Genomic DNA, 21,602 nt, shown 5'->3' with positions numbered 1-21,602 from the left:
GCCGCGGGATCGCCGATGAATCGGCTCCTACAAAAGCAGGGCACTTTCCCGACTATCGGGCGACGAACTCGGTCGGCGCATCGTGTGCGCCGATGTCCTCGCGGTAGAGTTCGTTGACCTCCGCCGACTCGGGGCCGTCGTGCAGCCACACCTCGAGCCGGTCGATCGCCGCCGCCTCGCCATAGACGACCACCTCGACACTGCCGTCCAGCAGGTTGCGAGCATGGCCGGTGAGCTTGAGTGCCGTTGCCTTCTCCCGTGCCGACGCACGGAAGAACACACCCTGCACCTTTCCCCTCACGACGAAGCGAGCGGCTTTCATCTCATTTCCCCTTGCTGATGGCCTCGCCGAGACTCTGCTCGGTGACGGGACCCACGAAACGCTTGGCAACCGTGCCATCCGGCGCGATCAGGTACGTTGTCGGCAGGCCTTTCGGCTCTTCGAAGGCCTTCGGCGGATCCGTCACGTCGACCTGGGCGATCGGATAGACGACCGGATGCTTTGCCACGAAGGCACGGATGTCCTTCGCGTCGGTATCTTCGAAGGCCAGGCCGATCGCGGTCACGTTCTTGTGGTTCTTCACGAAGGCGGAAATGTCCGGCATTTCCTTGATGCAGGGCACGCACCAGGTGGCCCAGTAATTCACGATGACCCACTTGCCGTGCTGTGCGGCAAGGCTGAACGGCTTGCCGTCCAACGTGGTGACTTTCAGGTCGGGTACGGTGGCCGTGGCGGCGATCGCGGGACCGGCAAGAGCGAGTGCGACAACGGCGACGGCAAGAAAGCGGCGAATCATGCGGGGGTATCCTCGGGAGCGCTAACGACAGCGGGGGGAAAGAGCTGATCGAGCCTCGCACCCAACGTCGCGTCCAGCGCGGCGGCAAGATGGTCGAGCAGCACGAGCAACTCGGTGGGGAGATAGATGCCGAGCCGTTCCACCTGGTCGCGCGGATGCAGTGGCAGGCGGTACGAGGTGCAACGATAGACGCGGAGCAGTTCGGTGCAATCGAGGCTGCGGGTGAGCAGCCAGCCACCGGCCTCGCCGCGCTGGATCATGTCCGAGCGCTGCAGGTCGTCGAAGTAGCAGGTGATCGCACTGGACGGCAGGTAGGGAGCACGAACGCGCACCGTGGCCGGATCCACGCTGTCGCCGGCGCGTTGCGCCTCGACGAAGTGCTGCAGCACCACCAGCAAGCCGATGAACTCCGCCCCTTCGGGCAGGGCTTCCTGCGGCATGGTGTATTCGAACGCGGAAATCGACGCGGCGATCGACGCGCCGAGGATCACGATGATCCAGGACAGGTAGATCCACAGCAGGAAGATAGGGATGGCCGCGAGCGCGCCATAGATTTCTTCGTAGGTCGGGGCGTTACGGATGAACAGCGTGAAGCCCCAGCGCGCGACCTCGAACAGGATCGCGCCAAGCAGGGCACCGATGCCAGCGTGCCTCCAGTTGATCCGGCGATTGGGCACCATGGTGTACATCAGTACGAGGGTGACGAAAGTGATCACGAACGGCAGGAAATTGAGTAATCGGCTCTGCGTGGCGATCTGGTCGGCCGCCGCATGCAGCATCGGGAACGCGGTGATGTAGGAAGTGAGCACGAGGCCGCCGACGACGAGGATCGGCCCCAGCGTGAGTGCCGCCCAGTAGAGCAAAAGACGCGACGTCCATCCGCGTGGCTTGCGCACACGCCAGATGCGATTCATGCGGTCTTCGATACTGATCATCATCGACACCGCGCTGAACAGCATGACCAGGATGGAGATACCTGTCAGCTGGCTGGCCTTATCGGCAAAGGCAAGCATGTACTCCTGGATCTTGATGCCCGTGGCGGGCACGAAGTTCTGGAAGGCATAGTTGGCCAGGCTACCGCGCCACTCGGCGAACACGGGGAAGGCCGAGAGAATCGCGAACACGGCGACGGTCAGCGGCACGAGAGAGACGAGCGTCGTGTAGGACAGCGCACCGGCCGTCTCGAAGCATTTGTCGTCGACGAAGCGCAGCCACGTAAAACGGGTAAAGCTCAGGGCGCGGTCGCGATCGAAGCGAAGCGGCGGCATGTCTATCCTTAATCCTGTCCCGAAACGTTGGGAACGTGTGGTAGTTCTGCGAGACTAGTGCCTTCGCACAGGCGCCCATCCATGTCCCACGACGTCCTCGTACTCTACTACAGCCGTAGCGGCCACACGGCCCAGCTCGCACGCCTCATCGCCCGCGGCATCGAGGAAGTCCCCGGCATGCGGGGACGTCTTCGCCAGGTGCCCCCGGTGGCACCCGTGACCGAGATCGCCATGCCTCCCGAGCCGGACGAGGGCGCCCCCTACGTCTCCCGCGTCGATCTGGTCGAGTGCGTGGGCATGGCCATGGGTAGCCCCACGCGCTTCGGCAACATGGCCGCACCGCTGAAGTACTTCCTCGACACCACCGGTGCGGAGTGGGCTTCCGGCGCCCTGGCCGGCAAGCCCGCGGCCCTGTTCACCTCGACCAGCACGATGCACGGTGGCCAGGAAGCGACCTTGCTGTCGATGGCCCTGCCCCTGCTTCACCACGGCATGCTGATCGTCGGCATCCCGTACACCGAGCCCGCGCTGACCAGCACGACCACCGGTGGCACGCCCTACGGCGCCAGCCATGTGGCCGGCGGTCGCGGGGATAACGTCATCAGCGAGCACGAGCGGGAGCTCGCCCGCGCGCTGGGGCGCCGGCTGGCCGATGTCGCGCGGCGACTGGCGACGCACGCGTGAGCGCGGCCCTCAGCGGCACTCAGAAAACCGGGCTCGGGGCATGGGCGGGACTTCTCACGCTCCAGATCCTCTGGTACTCGCTGTATCCACCGGTGTCGATTCCGACGTGGGTCGCCTTCGCACTCACCGTGCCGCCTCTGCTGCTGCCGTTGCTGTCGCTGCCGAAGGTCACTCGCGCGCTGCTTTGGGTCGGTGTACTGGCGCTGTTCTATTTCTGCCACGGCGTCACCGAAACCTGGAGCGGTGGCCCCGACCGTTGGCTCGGCGTGATCGAACTCGTACTGACGCTGCTGCTCATCGGTACGCTGGGCGCAGGCGTCCGCAGGCGTCGTTGACCCTCCAAAGTCATCGGCGCAGGCTAGGCCTGCTTATTGACGGAGAGGATGCCACGATGAGTTTTCTGCAGGACGCGCCTCGCCTGGCGCATCCGTATCGCGCCGACCGTGTACTGAATGCCTGGCTCGGCCGCGTCTTGCCGGCCGGACGCCTCGACGCCATGCGCGCCGACCTCGACGCCCTCGGCGACTATGCCGTGATGGCCTGGGATCGACGCGGCCGCACGCCGCGCACCGAACCCGTCCTCACCTCATGGGATGCCTGGGGAGCACGCGTGGATCGCATCGCGCTCACCCCCGCATGGGAAGAAGGTCCCGGCGTGACCACCCGTCATGCCGTGCTCGCGTCCGGCCACGACGCCTCGGCCTGGGCACGCGTGGAAGAGTTCGCACGCGTTTACCTGTACCACATCGCCAGCGAGTTCTATTGCTGCCCCCTGGCCATGACCGACGGCGCCGCCACCGCGATTCGCGCCTCGGGCAACCATGCACTCATCGAGCGCGCGCTACCGCATTTTCTCAGCCGGGATGCCTCCACGTTCTGGCTTTCCGGGCAATGGATGACCGAGACGCCAGGCGGCTCGGACGTCGGTCGCACCGAGACGATCGCCCGGCAGGACAGCGACGGACAGTGGCGGCTGCATGGCCGCAAGTGGTTCAGCTCCGCCGTGGTGGGCGAAGCCGCGCTTGCCCTTGCGCGGCCGGAAGGCGCTGGCCATGGAACATCAGCCCTCGCCCTGTTCTACGTCGAAACCAAGGATGAGCAAGGCGCCTGGCGCGGCATCACGATCGACCGCCTCAAGAAGAAGCTGGGCACGCATGAACTACCTACCGCCGAGATCCATCTCGACGGTCTGCCGGCGACGCCGGTCGGGCCGCTCGATCACGGTGTGCGGCAGATTGCGCCGATGCTCAACGTGACCCGAACCTGGAACGCCGTTTGCGCGGTCGCGAGCATGGCCCGTGCGATTTCGCTCGCACGCGATTACGCCACCCGGCGCAGTGCGTTCGGAGCGCGGCTGATCGATCAGCCGCTGCACGCCCGCACGCTTGCCGACATGCAGGCCGAGTTCGAGGCCGCGTTCTCGCTCACCTTCTTCGTGGCCGAGTTGCTTGGTCGCACCGAGCGCGGCGAAGGCGCGGCGCACGAAGCCGCCCTGCTCCGCCTGCTCACGCCGCTGGCCAAGTTATGGACGGCGAAGGTGTCGATACGCATCGTGTCCGAAGCGCTCGAGTGCTTCGGCGGCGCCGGTTACATCGAGGACACCGGGCTGCCACAGCTCCTGCGCGACGCCCAGGTGTACGCCATCTGGGAGGGCACGACCAATGTTCTCTCGCTCGACATGCTGCGTGCCATCGGCGCGAACGGCATCGCCCCGTTGCGCCTGGCGATCGACGGCCTGATCGGCCCGGACGCACCGGAGCGCGCGGTCATCGGGGCCACGCTCGACACGACCGAGGCACTGCTCGGCGACGTCGTCGCGGATCGCGCTTCCCTCGAAGCATCGGCCCGCGGGGTCGCCTACACGCTGGCGCGGACGATGGCAGCCGCGCTGCTGGTGCGCTCGGCGACATGGGCGAACGCGACGGGCGATGCGCGGCCCGCCGCTGCCTCCCGACGATTCCTCGCACGCGGCCTCGACCGGCTGGCATTGCCGGAAAACGACGAAGACATCCTCCTTGCGACCGACACCCCACCTCATGCCGGGGCAAGCAAGGTTGCGGCCGACGCAATGGCCAACCCGGTCACGAGGTAGAATGGGCGCCCCGCTTTACCCGGCTTCCCAGGTCAGACATGCAGCAGCTCACCATCGTTACCACTGGCGGCACGATCGACAAGGTCTACTTCGACGATAAATCGGACTACCAGATCGGTAGCCCGCAGATCGCCGATATCCTCCAGCAGCTTGGCGTCGCCTTCCGCTTCGACGTGATTCCGATCCTGCGCAAGGACAGCCTGCATGTCACGGATGAAGACCGTGTGCTGATGCGCAGCACGATCGAAGCGCAGCCGCACCGCCACGTGCTGGTGACGCACGGCACCGACACCATGGTCGAGACCGCACGCGTGCTGGCCGGCATCCCCGGCAAGGTCATCGTCCTTACCGGCGCGCTGAACCCGGCGCGTTTCCAGGGCTCCGATGCGGTGTTCAACATTGGTTGCGCCGTGGGCGCGGTGCAGACACTGGACGACGGCGTCTACATCGCGATGAACGGCCGCGTGTGGGATCCGGCCACGGTGCGCAAGAACCGCGACGCGAATCGCTTCGAAGCCATCTGACTCACCGGATCAGGAACGTGGCCGGGGAAGAACGCGATCCTCGACCACGGCATTCACGGTTGCGCCCGCATCGATCAGACCGGCACCGCAACCTTTCGGGCAAGGGCCGGGAAGCGGCCGCGCGTTGTCCACCAGCTGGGTCGTGATGTCGTCCACGCCGATGAGCGGATCGGCCGATCGCATGAGCGCAACCAGCCCCGCCACCTGCGGCGCGGCCATCGATGTGCCTGCGTAGTATTTGAAGACGGGACGCTGGCGGCCGCGCTCGCCGCCGTCGACCGATGAAAGAATGTCGTCTACCCCCATTCCCCCGAGCGAACCGCCCGGCGCGGAAACGGTCACGCCATCACCGTGGTTCGAATACCAGGCCATGCTCCCGTCGCGTGCCAGCGCGGCGACGGAAACCACTCCCGGGCAGTTGGCAGGCGACACCGTCGAGGCCTTGATCGAGTCGTTGCCGGCGGCCGCCACCACGGCCGTGCCCCGACCTCGCGCCTGCGAGATAGCACGCTGCATGGTCATGCTGCAGGCACCGGGCACGCGCAGACTGAGGTTGATGACATCGACCGGAGCACGGCTGGGCACCCCCGCCACTTCGCCACCGGAAGCCCATACGATGGCATCGGCCACGTCCGACAGCCGCCCGCCACACCGCGCCATGACGCGCACCGGGACCACCTTCGCCTCCGGTGCGACACCGACGATGCCCGGCCTGTTGCCAGCGCGGGCCACGACGATGCCCGTGACGTGCGTGCCGTGCCACGACGAGGGCGTGCTCTGGCGAGCGCCGCAATCGCCCGGCTCCGTCCAGTCGCCCTCATCGGTGGGGTCGTCATCGCGACCGGTGCCATCACGTGCGGCTTGCGCATCGGTGACGAAGTCGTAGCCCGGAAGCAGCTGACCATCGAACTCGGGGTGCGGCGTGACACCGGTATCGAGGACCGCGACGACGGCGCCTTCCCCCCGCGTGTCGACCCATGCCACCGGTGCGTCGATGCCGACTTTCGGGTCGTGCATATACCACTGGCGCCGCCAGAGGGAATCGATGATGCCTCCGGCCGGCGTGACCATGCGGTCTTCCTCGATTGCCACGACACCTTTCGATGCCGCCATGGCTTCTGCCTCGACGGCGGTGAGCTCGAACAACTCACCGCCCGCCGCGAGGTGACGCAGATGCCACGCAGGCGAGCCACGCTGCGCCATGGCATGCGTCATCTCCGTCGCGGCGACCTTCGCGGCGACCGGGTCGTCGAAGTGGACGATGTAGCGATTCGTCGCTGCGTCCGACGCCACGGCACGCGTGCTCACCGCGAGAGCGAGAGCGACAAGGGGCAAACCGGAATACTTCGACATGCTGCGTTCCTTCGACAAGACGCTCATCGGCGCCGGTCGAAACACGCTAGAAGACATGCACTAGCTCGACCATTCGCTGCACCTCGACAGCGAACGTGAGGATGACGCAGACCGTCCTCGAGACAACGCTTACAAAGAAAGGCCCGGCGTCACCGCCGGGCCTCGGGTACAGCACTATCTCAAACGCTTACGGCGTCCAGGTTGCCTTCAGCGAAACACCCGAGAAAGCCGTGTAACCGCGGACTTTCACGTAGTACGTACCGGCCTGGGTCGTCGTGAACGTGCACGACTCGGCGTTACCCGTCAGGTACGGACGGCAGTTGTAGCTCGAGGTGGTCGGTGCGGAACCGAACTTCACGTAGAGATCCGCGTCACCCGTGCCACCACTCGTCGTGATGACGAGATTGTGCGCGCCAGCGGCGACGACCACCGTGTAGCTCAGCTCCTGGCTGGCACTACCGGCGAGACCGGTCTTGGCCACGCCATTCTGCAGTGCCGTGCCACCACCGCCGCCACCGGTCGAGCAGGTCACGCCCACGCCCGTGAACGCCGAGGCCACATCCGTCGCGGAGAGACCAAGGTCGGTCGCTGCGCTGGCGACGCCGCACGCACCGCTGTTGAAGGTGGAGCTCGCCGTCCAATACAGGGCATTGGCGCGTGCGAATACCTTGAAAGCCTTCACCGTGTCCCAGCCTGTCTTTTTCGCCAGCAGACAGAACGCCTTGTTGTAGACGCCGGACGAGTAATGCACGTCCAGACCGCTGGTGTAGTCGGCGGCATTGCCGATCGAGCCACCATCCTGCGGCGGATCGCACATGTAGCGAAGCGCGGTGCCGATGCCGGCACTGGCCTTGACGATATCCGCACCCACAAGGAAGTCGTTGGTACCGCGGTCGTAGAACTCGGCCGCCTCACCGGCGATGTCCGAATAGGCTTCGTTCATGCCGCCCGACTGGCCACTGTAGGTCAGGTTCGAGTGCTGCTCGGTGTAGCCGTGGCTGATTTCGTGCGAGGTCACGTCCAGAGCCACCAGCGGATAGAACGTACTGGCGCCGTCGCCGAAGTTCATCGAGCTGCCGTCCCAGAATGCGTTTTCGTAGCTGGAGCCGTAATGCACCTTCATGAGCAGCACCTGGTTCAGCGGCGCCGCACCGGTGTACGCGGTGTACATGTCATGCACCACGCCGCCAAAGTGATGGGCGTCGTTGATGGGGCCGTACGCACCGTTGATCGCATCGCCGGTGGAATTGAAGCAGGTGAAGCTCCACAACGTTCCCGCGCCGGACGTGGCGTGGTTGAGGTTGTATGTCTTCACGTTGGTGTTCTGCGCCGTACAGGTGTTACCCGACTGCGTCACGATCAAGGCGGGTTTGCCGCCGGCACCCCAGGTGTATTGCCCGGTTTTCTGGTTGCCGCCCGGACCGGTGGCATTGACTTCGGCGTACGTCAGACCTTCCCACTGCTGGATGATCTCGCCGGTGTTGGCGTCGATGAGCGCCGTGGGGCGCGTCGGATGATCGCCACCGGAGAAGAACGAGGTCAGGTACACCAGGCGTGCGGGAACACCGTCGCCCGGATACACGTACAGGTCCGCTTTGGCGTTTTCGGGTTTGGCCACGGCACCGGCGAGTGTCTTCGCCTGCTTGCCGAGAAGCGCGATGGCGCGAGCTTCATCGATCTTAGGCGTGACCGATGCGAGGTCCACCTGCAGATCGGATGTGACCACGCCATTGGCGACCAGCGAATTGCCCTGGGCGTCCTGCTCCACGGCGATGCTACGACCGAACACCGGCACGCCCTTGAAGGTCTGCTGCATACGAACCGTTTGCGTACCCCTGACGGTCGGCAGTGCGGTTTTCGCGACGAAAGCGTTGTCGGCCGACAGGCCGAGTTTCGCGGCCAGCTGGCTGGCGGGGACGGCTCCCAGGCTCTGTGCACGCAGGGCCTGCTCGGTAGCCGCCGAGGCGACAGCGCAGGTGGCGATACCCAGTGATGCGACCAGGAGTTTCAAGCGAACATGACTTGCCATTACGTTCCTCCTCCAGGAACAGGCCACACGAATCCCTTGCGGTCGTGTGGACCACATTCCGAACGATATGATTGACGCGCCGAAGCGCGATGCCCGTTGCGACCTCCGGCCCCCTGCCGAAAGTCCTTGTCAACCTAGCGCAAGTTCTCGCGGTCGACTACCTAGGGATTTCCCTAGGGCACATGAACTTGCGAAGATGATCCCCATGACGCAGCCCACCGATATCGACCTCGACCTCCGCCACATGACGCCCTCGGTCCGGGCCTCGTTCCGGCTCACCTCGGAACGGCACACGCTCGACCACCTGCTCGACGAGCTCGGCGTGAAAGGCGCCAGAAGCTGGCAGCGCGGAGAAACGGAGGGAGACACCTTGCAACGGCGCAGCCATGGCTGGTGCGTGGAGTTGCCCGAGCAGCGCACCTACTCACTGGACGATGCCCTCAGCCAGTTGCTGGCCGTGCTGGCACCGCATCGCGACGACATCGTCGCGACCATTCGCAGCCTGGAACTCGACGCGCACGTCGGCTTGCAGGTGCAGGTGGCCGGCGACCGCGTGCCAGCCTGCTACTGGTCACCGGTGAACATCAGGACCGTCGCGCTCTACGGCGCGTCGCTGGAAGCCGACATCGCCGTCTCGCTGGCGCCCTGACGCTCAGAGCATGCCTGTCTCGAGCTTGGCCGCGTCCGACATCATCGAATGATTCCAGGGCGGATCGAAAACGAGATCGACATCGGCTTCGACCACCGTGGGGATGAGTTCCAGCTTGGTGCGGACATCGTCGATGAGGATGTCGCCCATGCCGCAACCCGGCGCGGTCAGGGTCATCTTCACGTAAGCCTTGCGCGCACCTTCGTCGGTGGCTTCGAGACTCACGTCGTAGACCAGGCCCAACTCGACCACGTTGATCGGAATTTCCGGATCGAAACAGGTACGCAGTTGCTGCCAGACGAGCTTCTCGACCTCGTCGTCCGACGCACCGTCTTCCAGTTCGATCGGGCGAGGCGGCTCCTTGCCCAGCGCGTCGGCGTCGGCGCCGGCAATGCGGAACAGGTTGCCTTCCACATACACGGTGAAGCTGCCACCCAGGGCCTGGGTGATGTAGCCGATCTGGCCGGCCGGAAGCGTCACTGTCTCGCCCTGCGGCACCATGACCGCCTGGCAGTCGCGCTCGAGGGTGAAAGGCTCGCTGCTGAGGCTGAAACCGCTCATTGCTGTCCTGTGAAGGCCGCACCGCGGCCGCAAAGTCGTCGATTATGCGCCCGCCGGGATACGACGGTAACTATCCTGTTGCCTAAATCGGGGCGACGGCCGACTGCCTCAAGAGCGCGCGGTCCGCTTGCCCGCTATCATTGCCCCCCTTTGCCCACCCCCGGATCCCATGCGCCATCCGAAGGAACACCATGCCGGCTGAGCGTCTCCGCCGTCTCCCCGGCCTCCTGTTCGGCGCTTTCTGCGCCGCCGCGTTCGGTTTCGCCGCCGGTGCCGTCTGGATGGTGCCGTCGATGATGTTCGGCCGTGCCCTGCCCGCGCTGGTCCTTCCGGCAGGCTGGGTACTCGGTATCGTGGTTCGCCGCTGGCTGCGGATCGACCGCGTCCTGGGCTCGGCCCTGGCCGCGCTCGCTACCCTGCTGGCGGCGGGCTATACCGCCTGCCTGGTCGCCGCAGCCACCATCTCCGGGATGATGGGCCTCGGCTTCGGCCAGGCTATCCATGACGCCGGGGCCCCCATGCTCCTGGAGCTGGCCCGCCTGGCCCAGGGACCCTGGGACCTGGTGCTGTATGTCGCCGGCGCCCTGCTCGCCGCGCTGGTCGCCTGGCCGATCGGCCGCCGCCCGCCAGACCGCCACTGACTTCATAAGCCGTAAATGCCCGGCCTAGGAAGATGGCGGGTGCATAACCAGTCAACCGGCGGTCGCCGACCGCGTTTACCGGAGTGATCCAGGCCGTATGGAGCATGAGGATGCCAACACCGAAGAAGCGAAGGGCGCCGTGAACGGCTCGCTCGCGCTCGACAGCGCATCCCTGGACGATGTCCGCGAGGTTCCGGCGAACATGGACGCCTTCCTGGCGGCCATCGAACGCAGGGCCTGGCGCATGGCCGAGATTCATCTGGGCAACCGCGAGGACGGCATGGATGCGGTGCAGGACGCGATGCTGCGCCTGGTCCGCCACTATGCCGACAAGCCGCCCGGCGAATGGACGCCGCTGTTCTGGGGCATCCTCCGCCGCCGCATCGTGGATCTCCAGCGCCGCCGCAAGGTTCGCTCGATCATCGTTGGCTGGATCGGCGGCGGACGCGACGAGGATGGCGACGAGTTACCGGCCTGGGAACCCGCCGACGACAGTCCGGATCCGTCGGCCCGGCTGCAGGATTCGCAGGCGTACGGCGACATTGTCGTCGCGGTACGCAAGTTGCCCCAGCGCCAGCGTGAGGCGTTTACCTTGCGCATCATGGAAGGGCTGGATGTCGCCGAAACGGCGGCCGTGATGGGCTGCTCCGATGGCAGCGTGAAGACTCACCTTTCGCGCGCGATGCATGCGCTGCGCGATCAACTGGAGGCATGGCGATGAGCCAGCACGATCGAGACCTCGAACGTCGCGCCCGGGAACTCTACCTGCGCGCCAGCCGCGATGTGGATCCGGTAACGGCCGGCCGCCTGCGTGCGGCGCGGCGTACGGCGCTGGCCGCACCGCACGAATCCGCCGCGCGTCGACTGATGCTCCCCGCCGGCGCGTTCGCCGTCGTCGCGCTCGCCTCGCTCATGCTCTGGCAACCGGGCGGCGCACCGCCTTCGGCACCACCGGCGGTCATGCAGTCGGCGGACACCGAGGCGACCGACCTGCCGCCGGATCCGGACAGCACCGATCCCGCTCTTTACCAGAACCTGCAGTTCTACAGCTGGCTGGCCTACAACGACACGCAGCCGTCCGCTGCCCACAAGTGATTCCCATGCGCCGCCTTCCTTTCGTCATCGCCATTCTGCTCGCTCTGGCGGCGCCTTTCGCCGCCCCGGCGCAGGACCGTCCGCCGTTGCCGGCCGGAGGGTCCGATTGGCCCGACAGCCAGCATCCAACCGTGCCGCCGCGTCCGTGGAGCCAGCTCACGCCCGACGAAAAGGACATCCTTTCCCCCGTGGCTCACGACTGGGACGGTTTCACCCCGAGGAAGCAGTCGCACATGCTGGAGATGGTGCAGCGCTGGAAGGGCCTGCCGCCGGAACGCCGCGCCCAGATCCGCGACCGCATCGACCGCTGGCAGCACATGACGCCGGAAGAGCGCGCCGAAGCGCGCAAGAACCAGCAGAAATTCAAGGACCTCAGTCCCGAGCAGCGTGCAAAGCTGCACGACGCCTTCGAGCGTTTCCGCAACTTGTCGCCCGCGCAAAAGCAGGCGCTGATGGAAAAGTGGCGCAACCAGAGCCCCGAGCAGCGCCGTCAGGCCATCGACAACATGGGACCGAACGACGCCCTGCCGCCCCCGCCGCCGGGCGACCATGGGCCGCCGCCGGACGGTTCCGCTAAACTGGGCGGATGACGCAGACCACGCTGGAACTCCTCGACCGCCGTCGCTCCGTGCCTTCGCGCCAGCTCGGCGAACCGGCACCCGACGAAACCACCCTCAAGCGCCTGCTCGAAGCGGCGATCCGCGTGCCGGATCACGGCAAGCTGGAGCCGTTCCGCATTCGCGTGCTGCGCGGCGAAGCCAAACGGCACTTCGGTGCACAGCTGGCAAAGCTCGCCGTGGAAGCCAACCCCGACCTCTCCGAATCCAAGCGTGAGAAGGAGCTTCGACGCTACGACCATGCGCCACTGGTTCTCGTCGTGTCGGCGAAGATCGACGACGAGAGCAAGGTGCCCGAGCTCGAACAGAACCTCACCGCGGGCTGCGTGGCGTACAACGTGCTGCTTGGCGCCCAGGCGCTCGGCTATGGCGCGCAATGGCTTACCGGCTGGGCCGCGTACGATCGTAACGTGGCAAAGCTGCTCGGCATGAAGAAGAGCGAGCATGTCATCGGGTTCATCCACATCGGCACACCTTCGATGGACGCGCCGGAGCGCGAGCGGCCCGCCTACGACGATATCGTGAGCGTGTGGACCCCGTGAGCGCGGACTCCCTCGTCCACCTGGTGGACGGCAGCCTCTATGTGTTCCGCGCCTGGCATTCCATGCCGGACGAGTTCCACGACCAGGACGGCGAGTCGGTCAATGCCGTGCACGGTTTCACGCGGTTCCTCTGCGAGCTGCTCGAACGCACGCGCGCCGAACATGTGGCCGTGGCCTTCGACGCCTCGCTCACGACATCGTTCCGCAACGCCATTTATCCGGCCTACAAGGCCAATCGCGATCTGCCGCCGCCGCAGCTCGTGCGCCAGTTTTCACTCTGTCGCGAAATCTCCGCGGCGCTTGGCCTGAGCGTGCTCAACGATCACCAGTACGAAGCCGACGACCTCATCGGCAGCGCGCTGTGGGGTTTGCGTTCGCACGGTTTCCGCGGCGTCATCGTTTCTGCCGACAAGGACTTCGGCCAACTGCTCGGCGAGCACGACGAACAGTGGGACTTCGCCAAGAATGTCCGCTGGGGCCCGGCCGGCGTCTTCGACAAGCTCGGCGTGCATCCTCACCAGGTCGCCGATTACCTGGCGCTGTGCGGCGATGCCGTCGACAACATCCCGGGCGTGCCCGGCATCGGCGCAAAGACCGCGGCGGCCCTGCTTGCCCACTTTGGCAGCCTCGACGCGCTGCTCGACCGCATCGACGAAGTACCGTACCTGCGTATCCGCGGCGCGGCGGCCTGCGCCGTTCGCTTGCGCGAGCATGCCGACCAGGCCCTGCTGTGCCGCCGCCTGACCCGCATCGCCCTGGATATTGCCGTTGCCGAGACCGCGGACGCGCTACGCCGTCGACAGGGCGAAGCGGCCACACTGGATGAGCTCTGCGAGCGTCTGCGCTTCGGCCCGCTCACCCGGTCCCGGCTGCGCGCGCTGATCTGAGGCGATTCCACCCAACGTCACACGGCCGCGCTACCCTTGCCCGGATACTTCGTATCCATCGCCAAGGAGCCCGCCCATGCAGACCAGCCCGTTGCCCCACGCCTCGCCGATCCCCGACGACGCCAGCGCGCCGGAAGAGGTGCTGCACAAGGCGAAGTGGCTGACCCTGAAGCGGCGCGGTCGCTGGGAGTACGCCGAACGGAACAATCCCGGCGGTGCCGTCATCATTCTCGCGGTGACGCCGGACGACAAGGTCGTCTTCGTCGAGCAGTACCGCGTGTCCATCCTGGCCAACACCATCGAGATGCCTGCCGGCCTGGTCGGTGACCTTGCCGGGGCCGAAGACGAAGATGTGCTGATCGCCGCCAAACGCGAGCTCGAGGAAGAAACCGGCTACGCCTGCGGCAGGATCGAGTTCATCCACACAGGCCCGTCCTCGGCCGGCATGAGCACCGAGATGATCGCCTTCGCCCGAGCCTGGGACCTCACGAAGGTCGGCAAGGGCGGTGGCGACGAGACCGAAAACATCATCGTGCACGAGGTACCGCGTGCCGATGCCGGCAAGTGGCTGTTCGACCGTGCCACCGAGGGCTTCTCGATCGATGCGAAATTGTTCGCGGGGTTGTGGTTCATCGAGCACCCCGAAGCCCACATCCGGGATAACCGCAGCCTTTGATGGCCTGGCTTGGCATGGCTTGGCTTGGTAGGAGCCGATTCATCGGCGAGCTCTTTCTTTCGGTGGGAACCGAGGCCAGCAACCTCAAGGAGCGCGGCTGCGCCGCGGGTGTATTCACTATTCGCCGATGAATCGGCTCCTACGGTGGGTTCCATGGGCGGGGTGGTGGCAAAGTCAATTCTTGTCCCTAGCTCACTGCCCGGTTAGCCTTCCCTCTGCTTCACCCGGCGCCGCCCATGTCTGTTCGCTTTGCCCATCTTCACCTGCACAGCGAGTACTCGCTGGTCGACTCGACCATCCGCATCAAGCAGCTGGTCGCCGCCTGCGTGCGTACCGGCATGCCTGCCGTCGCACTGACCGATGAGAACAACCTCTTCGGCCTGGTCAAGTTTTACAAGCAATGCACGGCGGCGGGCATAAAGCCCATCGCCGGCTGCGACATCTGGGTGTCCAGCCCGGACGATCCGCGCCCCTGGCGCCTGACCCTGATGTGCCAGGACCGCGACGGCTACCTCAACCTGTCGAGGCTGGTCTCCCGCGCCTGGCGCGAAGGCCAGGGCACCGGGCGCGCGCTGGTCGACGCGACCTGGATGCATCCCGAGAGCGTACGTGGCCTCATCGCCGTCGTCGGTCGGGAAAGCGAGCTGGCCCGCGTGGCCCTCGGCGCCGGTCTTCCGGCTGCCGGCGCGCGACTGGAAACGCTGCGCCGCCTGTTCCCCGACCGCCTCTACCTCGAGCTGACCCGTACGGGCCGCCAGCACGAGGAAGACTGGGTGCGCGCGGCCATGGCGCTCGCCGGCGATTACGAATTGCCGGTGATCGCCAGCAACGACGTTCGCTTCCTCGAACGCGAAGGTTTCGAATCCCACGAAGCGCGCACCTGCATCAACCAGGGCCGCGTGCTCGCCGATCCCAAGCGTCCGCACGACTACAGCGAAGAGCAGTATTTCAAGAGTGCCGAGGAAATGGAGGCGTTGTTCGCCGATATTCCCGAAGCGCTCGAGAACACCGTGGAGCTGGCCAAGCGCTGCAACCTGGAACTGACCTTCGGCGAGTACTTCCTGCCGAACTTCCCGGTGCCCGAAGGCCATACGCTCGACTCGTTCATTCGCGCCCAGGCCCAGGCCGGTCTCGAAGAACGCCTTGCCGTCCATCCGCTCGCCGCAGGCAAGACGCGCGAGGACTATCAGGCGCGCCTGGATCGCGAAGTCGACGTCATCATTGGCATGGGCTTCCCCGGCTACTTCCTCATCGTGGCCGACTTCATCGGCTGGGGTAAGGACAACGGCATTCCGGTCGGACCGGGCCGTGGTTCCGGTGCGGGCTCGCTGGTGGCCTGGGTACTCAAGATCACCGACCTGGATCCGCTCCAGTTCGAGCTGCTGTTCGAGCGATTCCTCAACCCCGAACGCGTGTCGATGCCCGACTTCGACATCGACTTCTGCATGGATCGCCGCGATGAGGTGATCGACTACGTGGCGCGCAAATATGGCCGCGACCACGTCAGCCAGATCATCACCTACGGTTCGATGGCGGCGAAGGCCGTGCTCCGCGATTCCGGTCGCGTGCTCGGCATGGGTTACGGCCAGGTGGATCGGCTCGCCAAGCTGATCCCCAACCGTCCGCTCGACCTCACACTGGGCGACGCGCTCGGCCGCACCGAAAAGTCGAAGAAAGAACCGGACCGCATCGTCAAGGAATTCTGCGACGTCTACGAGCAGGAGGAAGAGCCGCGTCAGCTGATCGATCTCGCGCTCAGCCTCGAAGGTCTCACCCGCAACGCCGGCAAGCACGCCGGTGGCGTCGTCATCGCGCCCACGCCACTGACCGATTTCGCACCGCTCTACTGCGAAGCGAGCGGTGAAGGTGTCGTTACCCAGTACGACAAGGACGACGTCGAAGCGGTAGGCCTGGTGAAGTTCGACTTCCTTGGCCTGCGCACGCTCACGATCATCGACTGGGCGGTCAAGGCGATCAACAAACGCCGTGCGGCCGAAGGCACCGAGCCCTTGGTGATCGAAGCGCTGCCGCTGGACGATCCCAAGGTGTACGACCTGCTGAAGAAGGCGCAGACCGTCGCCGTCTTCCAGCTCGAGTCGCGCGGTATGCAGGGCATGCTCAAGGATGCCCAGGCCGACCGATTTGAAGACATCATCGCGCTGGTGGCCCTGTATCGCCCCGGCCCGATGGATCTGATCCCCAGCTTCTGCGCGCGTAAGCATGGTCGCGAAGCGGTGGAGTATCCGGATCCGCGTGTCGAGCCCATCCTGAAAGAGACCTACGGCATCATGGTCTATCAGGAGCAGGTGATGCAGATGGCGCAGATCGTCGGCGGTTACACGCTGGGCGGCGCCGATCTGCTTCGCCGTGCGATGGGTAAGAAGAAAGCCGAGGAGATGGTCAAGCATCGCGCCACCTTCCGGGAAGGCGCAGCGAAGGACGGCATCGATTCGATCAAGGCCGATGCGATCTTCGACCTGATGGAGAAGTTCGCCGGCTACGGCTTCAACAAATCACACGCTGCCGCCTACGCGCTGGTGTCGTACCAGACGGCCTGGCTGAAGGCGCATTACCCCGCCGAGTTCATGGCCGCGACGATCTCGTCGGACATGGACAACACCGAGAAGGCCGTCACCTTCCTCGAAGAAACGCGCGCGATCGGCATCAAGGTGCTGCCGCCGGACGTCAATGCGTCGGACTGGATGTTCGAGGCCGTGGAACCGAAGGTCGTGCGTTACGGCCTGGGCGCGATCAAGGGCGTCGGCCAGGGCATCTGCGAGGAGATTGTCGCCGAGCGCAAGGCGAAGGGTCTCTACCGTGGGCTCGTCGATTTCTGCCAGCGCGTCGGCTCGAACAAGCTCAACAAGCGCACGATGGAAGCGCTGGTGCAGTCCGGCGCGCTCGACGGGCTAGGCGAGAACCGCGCCACGCTCATCATGCATCTGCCCGAAGCCATGCGTGCCGCCGACCAGGAGGCGAAGAACCGCGCTTCCGGCCAGGTCGACATCTTCGGCAACGCCTTCGGCGCGGCGGAAACACCGAGCATTATCGAACTGTCCGGTGCCGTTCCCGAATGGCCGCTCGAACAACTCCTGCAGGGCGAGCACGATACGCTCGGCCATTACCTTTCCGGTCATCCCACGGATCCCTGGAAGGGCGAGCTGGCGCAGTTGTCGAGCTGCCCGATCGGCGAAATTCCGCAACGTTACCAGCCACCCAAGCCACGCCGTAACGACGACGACGAGAATGCCAGCCGTTTCCGTCGCGGTCCGGAAACACCGTGGACCGTGGCCGGCATGGTGGTCGGCATGCGCAAGCGCGGCGACAGCGATGCCTTCGTGCAGATCGAAGACGCCACCGGCCTGCTGGAAACCAGCTTCTTCCGCGAAGTGTTCACTGAAGCTGCGCCGCTACTTACCCGCGGTACGCTCATCGTGGTCGAGGGCGGCCTGCGTATCGATGACTTCGCCGGCGGCTACCAGCTGCGTGCCCGCAAGGCATACGCCTTGTCGGAAGCCATGGAACATTTCGGCCGGCTGCTGACGCTGAAGCTCAATGGCATCGGCCCGGACTTCCCGCAGCATCTGCGTCAGGCACTGATGAGCTATCGCGGTGGACGCACGCCGCTGATGCTTTCCGGTTACCGCAACGACATCGGACAGGCGAGCTTCGAGCTGGGCGAGGCATGGCGCGTGCGCGCCCTGCCCGACCTCATGCGCACGTTGCGCGCGTTGCCCGGTGTCCTTGGCACCGAGCTACGGCTGGTTCGTCCGTCGGACTAAGTCAGAAGTCGGTGTAGAGGCCCCTCGTCTCGACCACCTCCACCCCCTGGATGAGAAGGGGCAATGCGTCCCCGCCCTTTCCAATCGCTATACCCAACTGACTGATGCGTGTATTGGGCGGAGCCTCCAGGCGCGCCACGAACGTGGCGGGAAGGTCAGGCGTTCCTGCGTTCTCGTCCTGGAATTCGCTGGACACTTTTTCATCCTCGTCGTCGGCGATGATGAGCTTCATACCCAAACCGACCTTGCCTCCCGCGCCATACGGAGCGTAAGTGACGCGCACGCTGTACTCCGTCGCGCCATCCCAGGTGCCGTCCGACCCCGGGACGGGAATCCATTGGAATACTGAATCGCCGGGCTTGTTCAGGACGACGCCTGGCTTCGGACGGTCTCCCGCCGCATAGGAAGGCTCGCCCGTGCCTACGAATTCCCACGGCAGCAAGTGATCGCGAACGGAATGGTCCCTGGGCGGAGTGATCCGCCACCAGCTGAAAGGCGATTCCCAAGGGTGCCTGAAGCCGCCGGTTTCGGTACCGATCGGCGGCGATGCACCAAGGAAGTCGCCGTTCGGCACGGCGACACTGCACCAGGTGGTGATCGCATCGCTTCGTTCCCGGCCATTGGCACACCATCGCGCGTCAAAGATATCGGCAACGGCCAACTGCGGCAGTGCGGACAGAGAAACCGCCACGAACGCGGCGCGGCAAAACAATCCATGTCTCATGGGATTTCCTTTGCTTACTCAGCGGGCGGCGTAACACCCAGGCGCGTACGCACGATGCGCACGTCATCGACCTGAAGCAGGGTCGACGTGTTGTTGTCCGTGCGCTGGAGACTGACGATCAACATCGAAGGCTCCGGGAAGGTCACGCCATCTACCTTGAATTCGATGTCGGCCCAGTCCCAGCCAACCGTTTGCGTGGTGGCAGCCAGGCCGCGCAACTCCTCGGACGGGCGATCGGGATTGGAAACGAGCAGCCCGACCGCGAGCTTTGCAGGGAGTGCACCCGACCCTCGCGCACGCAATTTGACGGTATACGACTTCTGCGGCGCGGGCGAGAGCGTCGATCCGGGCGTCAGGATGACACCCGTGAGGGCGACCGCGCCTTGCGGCATAGCCAGCACCTTCGAATCAGGCGTCCGGCCCAGGTACGGGGTCGGCGCGCGCTTGGGCGAGTCGAGCAGCCAACCCGCGAGGAGCTCCGGTTGGTTCGGGTCTTCGAAGTCACCGTTTGGCAGCCCCGCGCGGCACACATCCTGGCTCCAGCTGTCGGCGCAGACGACCATGCCGCGGGGTATCGACTGCCTCAACTCCCATGCCTTGAGCTGGATAGCGAGGTTCGCCACGTGCACCGCAACGAGGCCGATCGCCCCGATGGACGCCTGTGCCGGAGCGGCCACCAGCGCGAACCCGAGCATGCTGCAACAAATCACAGACTTCTTGATCTTCATGTTGTCTCCTTGGTTGAAATGACGGACTTCCTTTCCCTGCGAATCGGCTTCGCATGCCCTCCCGTCGGAGGCAGGATTTAGCGGGTGCTTAGCGCCGTTGCACCGTCGGACTCGACCAGATACACGTCGTCGATCTGTACCGTGTCGTGGTTTCCGCCTTCGCTGGCAATCTCCAGCAAGACATGCGCCGGGGCGGCGAACGGCACGCCGTTCACGACCAACTCGACCGTGCTCCATTCACCCTGGCGAGCGACCGCCGTCGTCGAGCCGATGGGCCGTGTCTGCTTACCGTAGGCATCGCTCATGGACAGCGTCGCCCTCACCTGGTTGTCGCCATTGTGGGATCGGACGCGGAATCGCAATGCGTAAGCGAGATCGTTCGGCGACTTTCCGAAATGGGCGTAGACGGCCTGACTGATGGTTGCTCCGGTGTAGAGCGCAGCGTAGGCATTGCCGAGTTCGTCATACCCGATGGACGGCAGGCCGGAGGCGGACGTCCACCCCTGCAGGCTGTCGAACTGATGGCTCTTTACCGGCAGGTTGCAGGCATCCGCGTCACCGCCCGGCCGGCAGGGTGGAAGGCGCGAGGGATCGGGCCCGTTGCCGGCGAGAGCCGAGCCCGCGCACGAGAGCGCGCCAAGGCCAAGGGCGAGCAGCCGGCGATGGCGCAAATGGAGTGCTTTCATGATCATTCCTTGATCGTCGGGGGGGGAACGCCATTCCAGCAAAGTTGCCGGCGCAATTGGGCGCGCCCTACAACTGACGCGCCGTTCGCTGACAAACTTCTCAGTGCATGCCCCGGCCAACGCAAGGGCTCACCTGCTCCATCCGCCGGTCGCGACGACTTTGCATTCAATCACTTAGGCAGGCACCGCCCGACCGTACCCCGGCGCACACTGACGCCCCGCGCCACCCGGTATACTGTCGGGTCTTCCCGAACCACCGTTGCCCATGAATCCCAACTTCCTCGATTTCGAACAACCCATCGCCGAACTGGAGGCAAAGATCGAAGAACTTCGCCATGCTAGCACCGGCCAGGCGTTCAACATCGATGAAGAAGTCGGCCGGCTGCGCGAGAAGCTGAAGATCAAGACCGCCGAGATCTTCCGCAACCTCACGCCGTGGCAGGTGAGCCAGGTGTCGCGCCATCCCGCGCGCCCGTACACGCTCGACTACATCCAGGCCATGTGCGAGGAATTCCACGAACTCAAGGGCGACCGCATGTTCGCGGACGATCAGGCGATCGTCGGCGGCCTCGGCCGCATCAACGGTCGCTCGGTGATGATCGTCGGCCACCAGAAGGGTCGCGACACCAAGGCCAAGGTGAAGCGCAACTTCGGCATGCCGCGTCCCGAGGGCTATCGCAAGGCGTTGCGCCTGTTCAAGATGGCCGAGCGCTTCGACATCCCCGTATTCACGTTTATCGACACTGCAGGTGCATGGCCCGGCATCAATGCCGAAGAGCGCGGCCAGTCCGAAGCCATCGCGCGCAATCTGCTCGAGATGGCCGAACTGCGCGTGCCGATCATCTGCACCGTTACCGGTGAGGGCGGTTCCGGCGGCGCGCTGGCCATCGGCGTGGGCGACCGTACGCTCATGCTGCAGTATTCGACCTATTCGGTCATCACGCCGGAAGGCTGCGCGTCCATCCTGTGGAAGAGCGCGGACAAGGCCAAGGATGCCGCCGACGTCATGGGGCTCACCGCGCCGCGCCTGCTCGAGAACGGCCTGATCGACAAGATCGTGCGTGAGCCGCTGGGCGGCGCACATCGCAATGCCCAGTCCATGGCCATTCGCCTCAAGGCCGTGCTGCTCAACGAGCTGGACGAACTGGAAAAGCTCGGCGTCGATCAACTGCTCGAACGGCGCTACAAGCGCCTGCGCGGCTACGGCGCCTTCACCGAAGGCTGAGCCCCGTCACACCGCGCGGGGTAACATCGGCCTTCCATGCCC

At 65.3% G+C, this 21,602-nt stretch carries 23 protein-coding genes; 14 read left to right on the top strand and 9 right to left on the bottom strand.

All coding sequences use genetic code 11. The features are described 5' to 3' along the window. Positions 1-52 precede the first annotated feature (52 nt). From HB634_RS04860 to HB634_RS04850, 3 genes are read right to left on the bottom strand one after another with little or no spacing between them, the layout of a single operon-like run. Complete coding sequence (locus tag HB634_RS04860) at positions 53-322, bottom strand: acylphosphatase (RefSeq protein ID WP_213947782.1); 270 nt, start codon at positions 320-322, stop codon at positions 53-55. 1 nt (position 323) lies between these two features. Further along, entirely contained in the window at positions 324-797 is a 474-nt protein-coding gene (locus HB634_RS04855) for a TlpA disulfide reductase family protein (protein WP_213947781.1), read from the bottom strand. After that, a complete protein-coding gene (locus HB634_RS04850) occupies positions 794-2,065 on the bottom strand; it encodes a YihY family inner membrane protein (RefSeq protein ID WP_213947780.1) in 1,272 nt (423 codons plus the stop codon). Before HB634_RS04850 ends, HB634_RS04855 begins: the two co-directional genes overlap by 4 nt. 81 nt (positions 2,066-2,146) lie before the next feature. Here HB634_RS04850 and wrbA point away from each other — a divergent pair, with 81 nt between their 5' ends. The 4 genes from wrbA to HB634_RS04830 are packed head-to-tail and all read left to right on the top strand — an operon-like array spanning position 2,147 to position 5,365. Further along, positions 2,147-2,749, top strand: a complete 603-nt coding sequence (wrbA, locus tag HB634_RS04845; protein WP_063572810.1) for an NAD(P)H:quinone oxidoreductase — start codon at positions 2,147-2,149, stop codon at positions 2,747-2,749. Next, positions 2,746-3,084, top strand: coding sequence for a DUF2069 domain-containing protein (locus tag HB634_RS04840; protein WP_213947779.1), 339 nt, complete (start codon positions 2,746-2,748; stop codon positions 3,082-3,084). The genes wrbA and HB634_RS04840 overlap by 4 nt, the downstream gene beginning before the upstream one ends. Before the next feature lie 56 nt (positions 3,085-3,140). Then, positions 3,141-4,841: an acyl-CoA dehydrogenase family protein gene (locus HB634_RS04835; RefSeq protein ID WP_213947778.1), complete on the top strand. Its 1,701-nt coding sequence runs from the start codon at positions 3,141-3,143 to the stop codon at positions 4,839-4,841. Positions 4,842-4,879: 38 nt separating this feature from the next. Further along, on the top strand, positions 4,880-5,365 hold the full coding sequence (locus HB634_RS04830; protein WP_213947777.1) for an asparaginase domain-containing protein: 486 nt from the start codon (positions 4,880-4,882) through the stop codon (positions 5,363-5,365). 9 nt (positions 5,366-5,374) lie between these two features. Here HB634_RS04830 and HB634_RS04825 read toward each other — a convergent pair whose 3' ends face one another. Together HB634_RS04825 and HB634_RS04820 are read right to left on the bottom strand one after the other, a co-directional pair. Further along, positions 5,375-6,718, bottom strand: a complete 1,344-nt coding sequence (locus HB634_RS04825; RefSeq protein ID WP_213947776.1) for a S8 family serine peptidase — start codon at positions 6,716-6,718, stop codon at positions 5,375-5,377. Between the two features lie 187 nt (positions 6,719-6,905). Further along, a complete protein-coding gene (locus HB634_RS04820; protein ID WP_213947775.1) occupies positions 6,906-8,747 on the bottom strand; it encodes a M4 family metallopeptidase in 1,842 nt (613 codons plus the stop codon). A gap of 205 nt (positions 8,748-8,952) precedes the next feature. Here HB634_RS04820 and HB634_RS04815 point away from each other — a divergent pair, with 205 nt between their 5' ends. Then, entirely contained in the window at positions 8,953-9,396 is a 444-nt protein-coding gene (locus HB634_RS04815) for a DUF4279 domain-containing protein (RefSeq protein ID WP_213947774.1), read from the top strand. Between the two features lie 3 nt (positions 9,397-9,399). On the opposite strand, the gene sufT is transcribed toward HB634_RS04815, so the two are convergent. Further along, entirely contained in the window at positions 9,400-9,957 is a 558-nt protein-coding gene (gene sufT / locus HB634_RS04810) for a putative Fe-S cluster assembly protein SufT (RefSeq protein ID WP_063573378.1), read from the bottom strand. Positions 9,958-10,148: 191 nt separating this feature from the next. On the opposite strand from sufT, the gene HB634_RS04805 reads away from it, so the two are divergent. From HB634_RS04805 to dnaE, 8 genes are all read left to right on the top strand, one after another. Continuing rightward, positions 10,149-10,598, top strand: a complete 450-nt coding sequence (locus tag HB634_RS04805; RefSeq protein ID WP_213947773.1) for a hypothetical protein — start codon at positions 10,149-10,151, stop codon at positions 10,596-10,598. A 139-nt stretch (positions 10,599-10,737) separates the two neighbouring features. Next, positions 10,738-11,319, top strand: coding sequence for an RNA polymerase sigma factor (locus HB634_RS04800; protein WP_063574259.1), 582 nt, complete (start codon positions 10,738-10,740; stop codon positions 11,317-11,319). Next, positions 11,316-11,693 (top strand): hypothetical protein, encoded by a 378-nt coding sequence (locus HB634_RS04795; protein WP_213947772.1) that lies wholly within the window; start codon positions 11,316-11,318, stop codon positions 11,691-11,693. Before HB634_RS04800 ends, HB634_RS04795 begins: the two co-directional genes overlap by 4 nt. 5 nt (positions 11,694-11,698) lie before the next feature. After that, positions 11,699-12,283, top strand: a complete 585-nt coding sequence (locus HB634_RS04790; RefSeq protein WP_213947771.1) for a DUF3106 domain-containing protein — start codon at positions 11,699-11,701, stop codon at positions 12,281-12,283. Further along, positions 12,280-12,852, top strand: a complete 573-nt coding sequence (locus HB634_RS04785; RefSeq protein ID WP_213947770.1) for a nitroreductase — start codon at positions 12,280-12,282, stop codon at positions 12,850-12,852. The genes HB634_RS04790 and HB634_RS04785 overlap by 4 nt, the downstream gene beginning before the upstream one ends. Next, complete coding sequence (locus tag HB634_RS04780; RefSeq protein ID WP_213947769.1) at positions 12,840-13,739, top strand: 5'-3' exonuclease H3TH domain-containing protein; 900 nt, start codon at positions 12,840-12,842, stop codon at positions 13,737-13,739. Before HB634_RS04785 ends, HB634_RS04780 begins: the two co-directional genes overlap by 13 nt. A 76-nt stretch (positions 13,740-13,815) precedes the next feature. After that, complete coding sequence (locus tag HB634_RS04775; RefSeq protein ID WP_063574234.1) at positions 13,816-14,415, top strand: NUDIX hydrolase; 600 nt, start codon at positions 13,816-13,818, stop codon at positions 14,413-14,415. Positions 14,416-14,651: 236 nt separating this feature from the next. Further along, complete coding sequence (dnaE, locus tag HB634_RS04770; protein WP_213947768.1) at positions 14,652-18,197, top strand: DNA polymerase III subunit alpha; 3,546 nt, start codon at positions 14,652-14,654, stop codon at positions 18,195-18,197. A 1-nt stretch (position 18,198) separates the two neighbouring features. Here dnaE and HB634_RS04765 read toward each other — a convergent pair whose 3' ends face one another. The 3 genes from HB634_RS04765 to HB634_RS04755 form a co-directional block, all read right to left on the bottom strand. Beyond that, positions 18,199-18,921, bottom strand: coding sequence for a hypothetical protein (locus tag HB634_RS04765; RefSeq protein ID WP_213947767.1), 723 nt, complete (start codon positions 18,919-18,921; stop codon positions 18,199-18,201). Between the two features lie 14 nt (positions 18,922-18,935). Next, entirely contained in the window at positions 18,936-19,649 is a 714-nt protein-coding gene (locus tag HB634_RS04760) for a hypothetical protein (RefSeq protein ID WP_063572987.1), read from the bottom strand. Positions 19,650-19,726: 77 nt separating this feature from the next. Then, the gene (locus HB634_RS04755; protein WP_063572988.1) at positions 19,727-20,335 is read right to left on the bottom strand and encodes a hypothetical protein; all 609 of its coding nucleotides are present in this window, start codon (positions 20,333-20,335) and stop codon (positions 19,727-19,729) included. Positions 20,336-20,600: 265 nt separating this feature from the next. Between HB634_RS04755 and HB634_RS04750 the strand changes: the two genes are divergently transcribed. Beyond that, a complete protein-coding gene (locus tag HB634_RS04750) occupies positions 20,601-21,560 on the top strand; it encodes an acetyl-CoA carboxylase carboxyltransferase subunit alpha (protein WP_213947766.1) in 960 nt (319 codons plus the stop codon). Positions 21,561-21,602 lie beyond the last annotated feature (42 nt).

The sequence above is a fragment of the Luteibacter sp. dw_328 genome, from assembly GCF_018449605.1.
GTDB lineage: Bacteria > Pseudomonadota > Gammaproteobacteria > Xanthomonadales > Rhodanobacteraceae > Luteibacter.
This window is presented reverse-complemented; position numbering and strand designations above follow the sequence as displayed.